Origin of the sequence: Pseudomonas nitroreducens (assembly GCF_010994165.1) — a bacterium.
In the GTDB taxonomy this organism is placed as follows: Bacteria; Pseudomonadota; Gammaproteobacteria; order Pseudomonadales; family Pseudomonadaceae; genus Pseudomonas; species Pseudomonas nitroreducens.
In genome coordinates this window covers 105404-117841 of record NZ_WMBX01000008.1, presented here as the reverse complement: position 1 = coordinate 117841, position 12438 = coordinate 105404, and the positions used below count along the sequence as shown (strand labels likewise).

The window sequence follows — 12438 nt, the reverse complement described above, 5'->3', positions numbered from 1 at the left end:
CACGACTAAAGGTCGGCGTGATGCCGCCCGGGCTGCTTGTAGGGTGAGGGGAGGAAATTCCTCCTAGACTCACCAGGCACTGCCTGCCCAACGGCCGAGGAGCCCCAAGCATGTCCGTCGAGCACCTGGATGTACTGATCATCGGCGCCGGCCTGTCCGGCATCGGCGCCGCCTGTCACCTGCAGAAGCAATGCCCCGGCAAGTCCTACGCCATCCTCGAAGGCCGCGAGGCCATGGGCGGCACCTGGGACCTGTTCCGCTACCCTGGCATCCGCTCCGACTCGGACATGTACACCCTGGGCTACAACTTCAAGCCCTGGACCGATCCCAAGGCCATCGCCGACGGCCCGTCGATCCTCAACTACATCCGCGAAACCGCCCGCGAGTACCGCGTCGAGGACAAGGTGCGCTACCGCCACCGCGTGCTCAAGGCCGACTGGGACAGCAACACCGCACGCTGGAACCTCAGCGTGCAGCGCGGCGATGAAGAGGAGCCCGTGCGCATGAGTGCGCAATTCCTCTTCATGTGCACCGGCTACTACCGCTACGACGCCGGCTACACCCCGGACTTCCCGGGCCGCGAAAGCTTTGGCGGGCAGGTCATCCACCCGCAGCTGTGGCCGGAGAATTTCGACTACAGCGGCAAGCGCATCGTGGTGATCGGCAGCGGCGCCACCGCCGTCACGCTGATCCCCTCGCTGACCGACAAGGCCGCCCATGTCACCATGCTGCAGCGCTCGCCGTCCTACGTGATTACCCTGCCGGCGAAGGACCCGATCTCCAACTTCCTGCGCAACTTCCTGCCGGAGAAGTGGGTGTACCGCCAGGCGCGGGCGCGCAACGTGACCATGCAGATGATCTTCTTCATGGCTTCCAAGGCGTTCCCCGGCGCGGTGCGCAAGCTGATGCTCAAGCTGGCCAACCTGCAGCTGGGCAAGGATTTCGACATGCGTCACTTCAGCCCGCGCTACAAGCCGTGGGACGAGCGCGTGTGCTGCGTGCCCGATGGCGACCTGTTCAAGGCACTGCGCCAGGGGCGAGCCTCGGTGGTCACCGAGCACATCGAGCGCTTCACCGAGAAAGGCATCCTGCTCAAGTCCGGGCAACTGCTCGAAGCGGACGTGATCGTCACCGCCACCGGGCTCGACCTGGTGATGTTCGGCGGCGCGGAACTGGCCATCGACGGCAAGCCGTTCGACGTCACCCAGAGCATGGGCTATCGGGGCATCATGCTGCGCGATCTGCCCAACCTGGCGGCCATCGTCGGCTACACCAACGCCAGCTGGACGCTCAAGGCGGACCTGTCCAGCGAGTACTTCTGCCGCCTGATCAACCACCTCGATGCCATCGGCATGCGCCAGTGCACGCCGCGTCAGACCGATGGATCGGTGAAGGAAGAACCCTTCCTCAACCTCAATTCCGGCTATATCCAGCGCGCTGCCGACCGCATGCCCAAGCAGGGCGACCGCACGCCGTGGAAGCTCTACCAGAACTACGCGCTGGATCTGGCCCTGCTGCGCTTCGGCAAGGTCGAGGATGGCTACCTGAGCTTCACCTCGCCCAGGCAGCGCCAGGCCAGCGCGGCGCCGGTGGAAGCGCTGGAGAGCTGATTTCCGTGTTTGGAGCCCGCCGGTCCGGGCGGGCTTCGTTCTATCGAGGCATCGGATAGACATTATCGATACGCCGCTCTGCAACGGAGCTGCCTCTGGGCTTACCATGCGCGCCATTCCCGCCCATGCCAGCCAGAGGATTTTCCATGCTGATCGAAGATGCCATCCGCAGCCGCCGCTCCATCCGCGGTTTCGACACTTCCTACGTGATGAGCCGTGAGGAGAAGGACGACCTGTTGCAACAGGCGCTGCTCGCGCCCACCTCCTTCAACCTGCAGCACGTGCGCCTGGTGGAAGTCAGCGACCCGCAGCTGCGTGCGCAGATCCGCGAAGCCGGCTGGGACCAGGTGCAGATGACCGACGCTTCGATGCTGGTGATCGTCTGCGCGCAGGTCGACAGCTGGGAGAAGAATGCCGAACGCGTGTGGGACGGCGCCCCGGTTGAAGTGAAGAACTACATGGTCGGCGCCATCGACGGCTACTACAGAGGCAAACCGCAGACCCAGCGCGACGAAGCCATGCGCAGCAGCGGCCTGGTGGCCCAGACCCTGATGCTCGCCGCCCGTGGTCGTGGCCTGGACAGCGTGCCGATGGTCGGTTTCGATTTCGACGCCGTGGGCAAGCTGATCAACCTGCCGGCCAACCATGCCATCGGCCTGATGATCGCCGTGGGCAAGCAGGCGGTTGAAGCCAAGCCGCGCATTGGTCGCCTGCCGCTGGAAGAGACGATCGTTCGCGATCGCTTCTGATCCCCATGAAACGCGCCTCCGGGCGCGTTTCTGCTTTCTTCTGCACACCGCCCGCCTCCGAGCCTGTGTCTTCCCTCACCCTAACCCTCTCCCAGAGGGAGAGGGGACTGGAGCGTGCCGGCTGTAACCGTGCCATCAGCCGGTGCGGACAGCTCCCTCTCCCTCTGGGAGAGGGCGGGGGTGAGGGTAGCCCTCGAGCGCAAGGTTCACATTTGCGTGCCCCGCCCTCAATCCGGCGCCGCCTCGATGATCCGCTCGACCAACCACTGCAACGCCGCATCCCGCTCGCGCTGGGCGAGGTACACCAGCTCCAGATGGAACTGCCCCACGTCGAACGGCAGCTCCAGCACCTGCAACGGCAGCAACTCGGCGAAGTAGGCCGCCAGCCGCGTCGGCAGCACCGTCAGCAAATCCGTGGTTGCCACCAGATGCGCCGCCTGCAGGTAGTTGGGCGTGGTGTAGGCGATTTCCCGCTTGAGTCCCTGGCTGGCCAGCCACTGGTCGACCATGCCCTTGGTCTGCCCGCCGGAAACCCACAGGTGCCTTTGTTGGAGAAACGTCTCCAGATCGATCCCTCCATCCACCTGCGAATGCCCGCGCCTGGCTAGCAGGCGCAGCGTCTCGCTCACCCAAGGGCGGCGCTGGAAGCGCGCTGGCAAGTCTTCGAAGCGGCCCAGCACGAGATCGAGATTGCCCTTGTCCAGCGCCTCGGCCGGTAGCGTTGGTGTCAGGTGCTGGATGGCCAGGCCCATGCCCGGCGCCGTACTGCCCAGACTTTCGAGCAGGTGTGGCATGCACAAAGCTTCCACATAGTCGGTCAGTGCCAGGGTGAAGCGCTGGCGGCTGCGCGCCGGGTCGAAGCTGTCGCCGCCGGCCAGGCTCTGGCCGATGCGCTGCAGCGCATCGCGGATCGGCGCTTCCAGCTCCAGCGCCCGGGGCGTCGGCTGCATCGCCCGGCCGACACGCACCAGCAGCGGATCATCGAGCAGCTCGCGCAGGCGGTTCAGCGCGTTGCTCACCGCCGGCTGGCTCAGCGACAGGCGCTCCGCCGCGCGCGAGACGTTGCGCTCGCGCAGCAGCGCGTCCAGCACCCGCAGCAGGTTGAGGTCGAACGTATTCATATTCATCGGCTGAATGCCACTTATCACAACTCAAAATTTCAAAAATAGTACCGCCTTCCCTAAGGTGAGTGGTCTTCAAACGAGCGTTTCAGGCTGACAAGAGGATCAACATGAGCCAGAACATCCGCATCGCCAGCGCCGCCGTCATTGGCGCCGGCACCATGGGCCGGGGCATTGCCATGTGCCTGGCGAACGCCGGCGTGCAGGTCCTGTGGCTGGACAACAACCCGCAGATGCTGACCCAGGCCCTCGGCGCCGTGGCCGACACCTACGCCCACAACGTCCGCCAGGGCCGCATCGACGAGGCCGAGGCGGCGCGCCGCCGCGCGCGTATCTCCCAGGTGGCGAACTACGCGGCGATCCGCGAAGTGGACCTGGTGATCGAGGCGGTATACGAGAACCTGGAGCTCAAGCAGTCGATCTTCCGCGAGCTGGACGCGGCGCTGAAACCCTCGGCGATCCTGGCATCCAACACGTCCTACCTGGACGTCGACGCCATCGCCGCCGTGACCTCGCGGCCGTCCCAGGTGCTCGGCCTGCACTTCTTCAGCCCGGCGCACATCATGAAGCTGCTGGAGATCGTGCGCGGTGCGAAGACCGCGCCCGCCGTGCTCGAAGCCGCGCTGGAACTGGGCGAGCGCATGGGCAAGGTCAGCGTGGTGGCCGGCAACTGCCACGGCTTCATCGGCAACCGCATGCTGGAGAAGTACGTCCAGGAGTCGCGCCGGTTGATCCTCGAAGGCTCGCTGCCGCACCAGGTGGACGCGGCGATCCAAAGCTTCGGTTTCGCCATGGGGCCGTTCCGCATGTTCGACGTGGTCGGTATCGACCTCGAATGGCGCGCCCGCGAGTTGGCCGGCAAGGGCCAGGACGCGCCGACCGTGCAGGTGGATAACCGCCTGTGCGAGATGGGCCGTTTCGGCCAGAAGAGCGGCAACGGCTTCTATCACTACGAGCCGGGCAGCCGCCAGGCCGAGCATGACCCGGAAGTCGACGCCCTGGTGGTGCGCGAATCCGAGCGCCTGGGCTACGCCCGCCGCGATATCGGTGCCGAGGAAATCCTCGAGCGCTGCCTGCTGGCCCTGGTCAACGAAGGCGCGAAGATCCTCGACGAAGGCATCGCCTCCACCAGCGCCGACATCGACACCGTTTACCTCAATGGTTATGGCTTCCCCAAGGACAAGTCCGGCCCAATGGCCTGGGCCGATGCCCAGGGCCTGCAGAGCGTGCTGGCGCGCCTGCGCGACCTGGCTGGCGAGCACGGCGCGCACTGGCAGCCGGCCGCGCTGATCGAGCGCCTGGCCGCCGCCAATGGTCGCTTCGCCGACGTCAAACAGGAGCATTGAACATGAGTTACCAGGCACCCTTGCGCGACATGCGCTTCGTCCTCCACGAACTGTTCGACGTCAGCGCGCACTGCGAGCTGCTGGGCAACGGCCTCGACCGCGAGCTGATCGACGGCGTGCTGGAAGAGGGCGCGCGCTACACCGGCGAAGTGGTCGCACCGCTGAACCGCAACAGCGACGAGCAGGGCGCGACCTTGCTCAATGGCGAAGTCACCACGCCGGACGGCTTCCGCGACGCGTACAAGCAGTACTGCGACAACGGCTGGGCGAGCATGACCGGGCCGACCGAGTTCGGCGGCCAGGGCTTCCCGCAGATGGTTTCGGCCAGCTTCCACGAGATGCTGATGGCCGCGTCGCTGTCCTTCCGCGTCTATTCCGGGCTGACCGAGGGCGCGGTGCTGGCGCTGTACAAGCACGGCGCGCCGGAGCTTCAGCGCGACTACCTGGCGAAGATGGTCAGTGGCGTGTGGAGCGGCACCATGTGCCTCACCGAGCCGCAGGCCGGCACCGACCTCGCGCTGCTGCGCACCCGCGCCGAGCCGCAGGCTGACGGCTCCTACAGCGTCAGCGGCAGCAAGATATTCATCAGCGGCGGCGAGCAGGACCTGTCGGAGAACATCGTCCACCTGGTGCTGGCGCGCCTTCCGGATGCGCCGGCCGGGGTGAAGGGCATCAGCCTGTTCCTCGTGCCCAAGTTCATCGCCAACCCCGACGGCACGCCGGGCGCGCGCAACTCCCTGAGCTGCGGCGCCATCGAGCACAAGATGGGCATCAAGGGCGCGTCCACCTGCGTGATGAACTTCGACGGCGGCACCGGCTGGCTGATCGGCCAGGCCAACCAGGGGCTGGCCTGCATGTTCACCATGATGAACGACGCGCGCTTCCAGGTCGGCCTGCAGGGACTGGGTATCGCCGAGCGCTCCTGCCAGGGCGCGCTGGCTTACGCCCGCGAGCGCCTGCAATCGCGCGCGCTGACCGGCGCGGCCGAGCCGTCGAAAGCTGCCGATCCGATCATTGTCCACCCGGACGTGCGACGCATGCTGCTGACCCAGAAGACCCTGACCGAGGGCTGCCGGATGGTGTCGGCGCTCTGCGCCCGCGAGCTGGACCTGGAGCACGGCCATCCCGAGGCGGACGGCCGCAAGGCCGCGGGCAAGCGCGCCGCATTGCTGATCCCCATCGTGAAGTCGTTCTTCACCGACGTCGGCCAGGAGGTTTCCAGCCTCGGCGTGCAGGTCTACGGCGGTCACGGCTACATCCGCGAATGGGGCATGGAGCAGTTGATGCGCGACAGCCGCATCACTCAGATCTACGAAGGCACCAACGGTATCCAGGCGCTCGACCTGATCCGTCGCAAGCTGCTGGGCGACGGCGGTACGGAGTTGAATGCGCTGATAGGCGAACTGGCGACGGTCTGCGAAACCGTGGGTGCGCGAGCGGAACTGGCTGGCCTGGCGGAAACCGTACGCCAGCGCCTGCTGGAATGGCGCAGCCTCACCAGTGAAGTGATCGCCGCCTGCCAGCGCGACCCGCAGGAAATCGGCGCCACCTCGGTGGACTTCCTGCAGTACTGCTCCTATGTGCTGCTGGCGGGCCTGTGGCTGCAGGCCGCTGGCGTGGCCCAGGCGAAGCTGGCGGCCGGCGAGGGCGATGCGGACTTCTACCGCGCCAAGCTCGCCAGCGCCGAGTTCTACGTCAAGCGCATCCTGCCGCGCGCCAGCATGCACCGCGAGGCGCTGCTGGGCGGGGCGGATTGTCTGATGGGGCTGGACGCGGAGCACTTTGCGTTCTGATGCGCCGGTAATGAAAAACGCCGCGCCGGGTGACCCGGGGCGGCGTTTTTCTTTGTGGGTTCGGAGTTGGGCGTTCCCTCACCCTAACCCTGGCTGCGCGCCCCGCTCAGAGGGAGAGGGGACCGTTTAGTGCGCTTTGAAAGCTTTGAGTGAGCCGGAGGGGCCAGGGAACGCAGAGTTCATCTCGGCACATTCGGCTCCCTCTCCCTCTGGGAGAGGGCTGGGGTGAGGGGGCTCTGAATACGCTGAGCAATCAAGCCCGCTCCCACACCTCGAACGCATAAGCCGGCGTCTCACCCTCCGCGGCGTGCTCGATGCTCGACGCCATATGCCAATGCGCTTGGTCCACTTCCGGGAAGTGCGCATCACCCGCCGGGCTCAAGCCCACGCGGGTCAGGTACAGCCGCTCGGCACGTTCCAGCGCCTCGCCATACAGCTGCGCCCCGCCGATCAGCATCAGTTCCTCGGCCTCTTCCTGCTTCGCCCATTCGGCGGCGCGCTCAAGGGCGGCGTCGAGGCTGGTGAAGACTTCCGCGCCTTCCAGCTGCAGCCCGGCCTGGCGGGTGACCACGATGTTCAGTCGGCCCGGCAGCGGGCGGCCGAGGGAGTCCCAGGTCTTGCGGCCCATGATCACCGGCTTGCCCAGGGTCATCGCCTTGAAGTGCTTGAGGTCCTGCGGCAGGTGCCAGGGCAGGCGGTTGTCGACGCCGATCACGCGGTTGTCGGCAAGGGCGGCGATCATCGCCAGGGGCAGGGCTTCGGACATCGTGACTCCAGTGCTGAACATCAGTGGGAACTCCCAGTGCCAGAGGATACCAGCCGCTCACCCTCGGTGGGGCCGGCGGCCGGCGGAACGCGCATGAAGAAGGTGCCGTCCTCGTTGACCTGGGTGATGCCGGTGGAGAGCACCTTGCGATAGTCCTTGAGGTTGAACGACAGCGTCTGCTCGGGCCGCTCGGCCTTGAGCAGAACCTGAGAGTAGGTAATCAGGATCTCGAAGATCTTCAGGTCCCCCGATTGCAGCCAGATATAGGACGGCCCCGCCTGGCGCGGCGGTTCGAAGGCCAGCGAAGCGGCGCCGGGCTTGGGCGCGAACTTCAGGTGCAGTCCCTTGGCGTCCAGCCAGCTGGATTCGACGCGGCCATCGATGCCCACCAGCGGGAAGACCTGGTGGTAGTTCAGGTGCATCACGTTGTCCTGCAGCACCGCGCCGGGACGCTCCAGGGTTACCAGCGAATCCAGGCGCAGGCCGACCAGACTCATGGCGCCGTAGCTGGGCACGCCGAGCACCTTCACGCTGTCGGGCTGGTAGTCGAGGTTGTCGCCGTCGAGCTTCACCGTGCCGGACAGCCGCAGCGGCAGCCAAGGCCCGACGCCCAGCGGCTGGACCTCGCCGGAGACCAGCAGGCGGTCGCCTTCGACGCTCAGCTGGAAGCCCCGCAGCATGGTCTCCGGGTAATCGAGGATGTGCTGGTTGAACAGGTTGGCGAGCTGCTCGGGGCTGAGGATCACCTCGCCTTCGGAGACGTTGATGCGCATGTCCTGGGGGCGGTCGAAGTCGATGGGCTCGCCGGCCTTGAGCGGCACCAGCCAGCCCTTGAGCTGCGGGCTGTGGAAGCCGATGCCGCCCTGGAAATAGAGGTCCACGTTGTTCAGCAGGATGCCCACGCCGTCCTGGCCGGAGTCGCGCAGGCCGCCCGGCCGGCTGGCCTTGAAGTCCGCTGCCGGCGGCGTCTGCTGGAACCAGCCCTGGCGCAGCACGCCCAGTTCGCGCTGCTGCTTGTCGATGGCGCTCTCGGCGGTGGCGTGGCCGGCAAATACCAGCAGGAGCAGGGAAGTGAGGAGGGTTCTCATCGGATTTTCTCCTCCGGGGCGGGCGCCTTCACGGGCGAGACGGCGATGTGCACCATGCCGTCCTCGCGCAGGCGGATTTCGCCGTACTGCAGCTGGCGGCGGTAGTCGTAGAGGTTGAACAGCAGCGGCGCGTCGGGGCTCAGGCTGGTGAACAACGCGTAGGCCTTCACCAGGATGGTCCGCGCCATCTTGATGTCGCCGCCCTCGATGAACATGTAGCTCTGCGGCGCCTTGAGCTGCGGCCATTTCAGCTCGGCCAGCTCGCCCCCCAGCAGCAGGTCCATGCCCCCGTCGGCGAGTTTCAGGCGGCTGACGGTGAAGTCCAGGCGCGGCGGCGGGAACAGGCCGTCGAGGTCGACCAGGATGCGGTTGCCGATCAGCTGCATGTGCGCGGTGTGCAGTTGCAGCACCTCGGACATCTCGATGGAGGCGGCGCTCAGCGAGGGTGTCACGTCCACGCCATCGACGTAGATGCGCTGCGGCACCAGCGCCACCTTCAGTGGCCCGGCCTGTTCGATTCCGGTGACCATGCGCAGCGGCCGCCAGCGCCCCTTGCGCAGCAGTTCGCCGTGGACTTCCTGGCCGTCGGCGCGGGTGCTGAGTTTGAGGTTGCGTACCGGCGCGTTGGCGTTGCGCAGCTCCTCGTTGAGCAGGCTGGCGAGCGTGGCGTCGGCAACGAAGATGTCCCCGGCCTGAATGTGCGCGACCATGGATTTCGGGTCGTCCAGCATCAGCGGCGTACCGGCGCCGGCCACCGGGCTCATCTGGATCAGCATCTTGCGGATGAAGAAGCCGATGTCATCGTGCAGGCGGAAGTCGGTCTGGCTGATCCACAGTTGCGAGGTATTACTGGCGGACTGCCGGGCGCCGACGCTGGCGTCCAGCTGGCGCGGCGGCACGGCCTGCATCAGCGGGGTGTCCGGGCCCCAGTCGGAGGGGCGCACCGGTGGCGTTTCCACGGCCGCCGCGGTGGCGGCGACGAACAGCAGGGGCAAGGCACTGAGCAGCGAGCGCAGCATGGCGAGGCCTCATTGTTTTTTTTATAGGGGCAGTGCTATTCGCCGAGTCTGAGCCTGACCGCGCCCGGCGAGAGCCCCTCCTTGGTTTGGTTGACGATACCGGGTGTTACCGGCGGCGCCGGGACGCCGCAGCGCACAGCGGTTATCCTTGCTGGCGAATACCGATTGCCGGAGACGCTGTGAGCGAGTCCCCCCTCCAATCCCTGTGGCTGTGCGAGGCCGTACGCCTGCGCGAGGAACAGGTCGGTCCCCTGGAAGACAGCGAAGCCAACCGCCGCGCCGTCGTCGTCGGCGGCGACCTCGCGCAGCGCCTGCAGAGCCGCGCACTGCTGCTGGCCGAGCGCGACGGCCAGCGCGCTGCGCTGCGCACCTGGGCCCAGGGTGCGCGCCTGTCGATCTACCTGCTGCTGGCCCTGGCGCTTTTCACTGGCGGTGGCCTGGCCTTCGCCGCGCTCGGCGACGGGCAGCGCCCGGTCAACGTCTTCTGGGCTTTGGCGAGTCTGCTCGGATTGCACCTGATTACGCTGGTTGGCTGGACGCTGGCCTTCTTCGCCGGCGGCGAGGCAGCCGGCGCGCTCGGGCGCCTGTGGCTGTGGCTGAGCGGCAAGCTCGCCCGCGATGCCCACGCGGCGCAGTTGGCGCCGGCGTTGCTGGTGCTGCTGGATCGCCAGAAGCTGACCCGCTGGGCACTCGGCCTGCTGGTCCACGGTCTGTGGTTCGTCGCGCTCACGACTGCGCTGGGCGTGATGCTGGCGCTGCTGGCGACGCGGCGCTACGGCTTCGTCTGGGAGACCACCATCCTCGGTGGTGACACCTTCATTGCGTTGACCCACGGCCTCGGCGCGTTGCCGTCGCTGCTTGGCTTCCCGCAGCCGGATTCGGAGCTGGTGCGCGCCAGTGGCGATGCCCTGGTGGCCAGCGAGAACGCGCGCCACGCCTGGGCCGGCTGGCTGGTGGGTATCCTGCTGGTGTATGGCGTGCTGCTGCGCGGCGCGCTCTGGCTGCTCTGCCTGTGGCGCTGGAAGCGCGGGCGCGCGCAGCTGGCGCTGGATGTCTCGCTGCCCGGCTACGCCCTGCTGCGCGAACGCCTGATGCCTGCCAGCGAACGGCTGGGTGTCAGCGATGCCGCACCGGATGAGCTGGTCGAGCCACAAGCGCAGCTGCCGGCGTCCACCGCCGATGGCGCGCTGCTGGTCTCCATCGAACTGCTGGACCGACCCAACTGGCCGCCGAAGCTGCCGGCAGGGATTGCCAATGCCGGCGACCTCGACGACGGCGCCCAGCGCCGCCGCCTGCTGGAGCAGTTGACGCGCTACCCGCCAGCGCGCCTGGTGATCGCCTGCGACCCGCGCCGCTCGCCGGATCGCGGCACCCTGGCGTTGATCGCCGAACTGTCGCGTTGCGCCGCCGCCACTCGCATCTGGCTGCTGCAGGCGCCACAAGGCGAAGCACTGGACGCCGAGCGCCTGGGCGATTGGCACGCCGGCATCGAGCGCCTGAATTTGCCGCACACCTCGGCATCCCCGCTGGGCTGGCTGGAGACCGGGCATGACTGATGCGCTGAAACTGGCCGTGGTCGGCCACACCAACGTTGGCAAGACTTCGCTGCTGCGGACCCTGACCCGTGATGTGGGCTTCGGCGAAGTCTCACACCGTCCCAGCACCACGAGGCATGTGGAAGGTGCACGCCTGTCTGTGGACGGCGAGCCGCTGCTGGAGCTGTATGACACGCCGGGCCTGGAAGACGCCATTGCCCTGCGCGATTTCCTCGACGGCCTGGAGCGCCCCGGCGAGCGCCTGGATGGCCCGGAGAAACTCCGTCGTTTCCTCGACGGCAGCGAAGCCCGCGGGCGCTTCGAGCAGGAAGCCAAGGTGCTGCGCCAGTTGCTCGCCTCCGACGGCGGCCTCTACGTGATAGACGCCCGCGAGCCGGTTCTGGCCAAGTACCGCGACGAGCTGGCGGTACTGGCTGCCTGCGCCCGGCCGTTGCTCCCGGTGCTCAATTTCGTCGCCAGCCCGCAGCACCGCGAAGAGCAGTGGCGCGAGGCGCTGTCCCGCCTCGGTCTGCACGCGCTGGTGCGCTTCGACAGCGTGGCGCCGCCGCTGGACGGTGAGCGCCGCCTCTACGAAAGCCTTGCACTGTTGATGGAGCGTGCGCGCCCGCAACTGGATCGACTGGTGGCCGATCATGAAGCGCAAGCTGTCGCTCGCCGCGAAGCCGGAGCTCGGCTAATTGCCGAACTGCTGGTGGATGTCGCCGCCTGTCGCCAACTGGTGCCGGCAGGCGATGCCGCCGTGCGCGCCGCTACCGAGACCCTGCGCAACCAGGTGCGCCAGCGCGAAGATACCTGCGTCAAGGCGCTGCTCAGCCTCTACGCCTTCCGCAAGGACGATGCCCGTGCGGCTGATCTGCCATTGATGGACGGCCGCTGGGGCGATGACCTGTTCAACCCGGAAACCCTGCGTCAGCTGGGCATCCGACTCGGCGGCGGCGTTGCGGCCGGCGCGGCGGCGGGGGCGGGGATCGATCTGCTGGTGGGTGGCCTGACCCTTGGCGCAGCCACCGCATTGGGCGCCATCGCCGGTGGCGCCTGGCAGACCGTCGGCCACTACGGCCAGCGCCTGCTGGGCAAGCTCAAGGGCAGCCGCGAGCTATCGGTGGACGACAGCGTGCTGCGCCTGCTGGCGCTGCGGCAGCGGCAATTGCTGGCGGCGTTGCAGACTCGCGGGCATGCGGCGGTGGAGGCGATCCACCTGCAGTCGCCGGAGGACAAGCAATGGCGCGAGGGCAAGCTGCCCGAGGCGTTGCGCAAGGCGCGGGCGCATCCGGAGTGGTCGGGTCTCAATGGCAAGCGGCGCAGCGAGAAGATCGAGCGGCAGGAGGCGGTGGCGCAGTTGGCCATGCAGTTGCTGGAGCCTTGATGAAGCTGCGCACGGCAGGGCGCC

The 12438-nt window shown here is 67.3% G+C and carries 10 protein-coding genes; 6 read left to right on the top strand and 4 right to left on the bottom strand.

Features of this window, described 5'->3' with window-relative positions; genetic code table 11:
- Nucleotides 1-110: 110 nt before the first annotated feature.
- Together GJV37_RS28285 and GJV37_RS28280 are read left to right on the top strand one after the other, a co-directional pair.
- A complete protein-coding gene (locus GJV37_RS28285) occupies nt 111-1610 on the top strand; it encodes a flavin-containing monooxygenase (protein ID WP_169887091.1) in 1500 nt (499 codons plus the stop codon).
- A 146-nt stretch (nt 1611-1756) separates the two neighbouring features.
- Complete coding sequence (locus GJV37_RS28280; protein ID WP_024762195.1) at nt 1757-2359, top strand: nitroreductase family protein; 603 nt, start codon at nt 1757-1759, stop codon at nt 2357-2359.
- Between the two features lie 227 nt (nt 2360-2586).
- On the opposite strand, the gene GJV37_RS28275 is transcribed toward GJV37_RS28280, so the two are convergent.
- Nucleotides 2587-3486, bottom strand: coding sequence for a LysR family transcriptional regulator (locus GJV37_RS28275; protein ID WP_024762196.1), 900 nt, complete (start codon nt 3484-3486; stop codon nt 2587-2589).
- A 104-nt stretch (nt 3487-3590) separates the two neighbouring features.
- On the opposite strand from GJV37_RS28275, the gene GJV37_RS28270 reads away from it, so the two are divergent.
- Nucleotides 3591-4826: a 3-hydroxyacyl-CoA dehydrogenase gene (locus GJV37_RS28270; RefSeq protein ID WP_065086533.1), complete on the top strand. Its 1236-nt coding sequence runs from the start codon at nt 3591-3593 to the stop codon at nt 4824-4826.
- A gap of 2 nt (nt 4827-4828) precedes the next feature.
- Nucleotides 4829-6619: an acyl-CoA dehydrogenase C-terminal domain-containing protein gene (locus GJV37_RS28265; RefSeq protein ID WP_193453210.1), complete on the top strand. Its 1791-nt coding sequence runs from the start codon at nt 4829-4831 to the stop codon at nt 6617-6619.
- Between the two features lie 253 nt (nt 6620-6872).
- On the opposite strand, the gene GJV37_RS28260 is transcribed toward GJV37_RS28265, so the two are convergent.
- The 3 genes from GJV37_RS28260 to GJV37_RS28250 are packed head-to-tail and all read right to left on the bottom strand — an operon-like array spanning nt 6873 to nt 9492.
- The gene (locus GJV37_RS28260; protein ID WP_193453209.1) at nt 6873-7385 is read right to left on the bottom strand and encodes a dihydrofolate reductase; all 513 of its coding nucleotides are present in this window, start codon (nt 7383-7385) and stop codon (nt 6873-6875) included.
- 20 nt (nt 7386-7405) lie between these two features.
- Nucleotides 7406-8473 carry a hypothetical protein gene (locus GJV37_RS28255; protein WP_170859019.1) on the bottom strand — a complete coding sequence of 356 codons (1068 nt, stop codon included), beginning with the start codon at nt 8471-8473 and terminating at the stop codon, nt 7406-7408.
- Nucleotides 8470-9492, bottom strand: a complete 1023-nt coding sequence (locus GJV37_RS28250) for a hypothetical protein (RefSeq protein WP_193453208.1) — start codon at nt 9490-9492, stop codon at nt 8470-8472. The genes GJV37_RS28255 and GJV37_RS28250 overlap by 4 nt, the downstream gene beginning before the upstream one ends.
- A 179-nt stretch (nt 9493-9671) precedes the next feature.
- Here GJV37_RS28250 and GJV37_RS28245 point away from each other — a divergent pair, with 179 nt between their 5' ends.
- A complete protein-coding gene (locus GJV37_RS28245) occupies nt 9672-11048 on the top strand; it encodes a DUF2868 domain-containing protein (RefSeq protein WP_193453207.1) in 1377 nt (458 codons plus the stop codon).
- On the top strand, nt 11041-12414 hold the full coding sequence (locus GJV37_RS28240) for a GTPase/DUF3482 domain-containing protein (protein ID WP_193453206.1): 1374 nt from the start codon (nt 11041-11043) through the stop codon (nt 12412-12414). The genes GJV37_RS28245 and GJV37_RS28240 overlap by 8 nt, the downstream gene beginning before the upstream one ends.
- Nucleotides 12415-12438 lie beyond the last annotated feature (24 nt).

Excerpts from the sequence above, each read along its gene's own strand:
- GJV37_RS28265 (WP_193453210.1), top strand. The coding sequence starts at position 4,829 with ATGAGTTACCAGGCACCCTTGCGCGACATGCGCTTCGTCCTCCACGAA.
- GJV37_RS28250 (WP_193453208.1), bottom strand. The coding sequence starts at position 9,492 with ATGCTGCGCTCGCTGCTCAGTGCCTTGCCCCTGCTGTTCGTCGCCGCC.
- GJV37_RS28270 (WP_065086533.1), top strand. The coding sequence starts at position 3,591 with ATGAGCCAGAACATCCGCATCGCCAGCGCCGCCGTCATTGGCGCCGGC.
- GJV37_RS28275 (WP_024762196.1), bottom strand. The coding sequence starts at position 3,486 with ATGAATATGAATACGTTCGACCTCAACCTGCTGCGGGTGCTGGACGCG.
- GJV37_RS28280 (WP_024762195.1), top strand. The coding sequence starts at position 1,757 with ATGCTGATCGAAGATGCCATCCGCAGCCGCCGCTCCATCCGCGGTTTC.
- GJV37_RS28285 (WP_169887091.1), top strand. The coding sequence starts at position 111 with ATGTCCGTCGAGCACCTGGATGTACTGATCATCGGCGCCGGCCTGTCC.
- GJV37_RS28260 (WP_193453209.1), bottom strand. The coding sequence starts at position 7,385 with ATGTCCGAAGCCCTGCCCCTGGCGATGATCGCCGCCCTTGCCGACAAC.
- GJV37_RS28255 (WP_170859019.1), bottom strand. The coding sequence starts at position 8,473 with ATGAGAACCCTCCTCACTTCCCTGCTCCTGCTGGTATTTGCCGGCCAC.
- GJV37_RS28240 (WP_193453206.1), top strand. The coding sequence starts at position 11,041 with ATGACTGATGCGCTGAAACTGGCCGTGGTCGGCCACACCAACGTTGGC.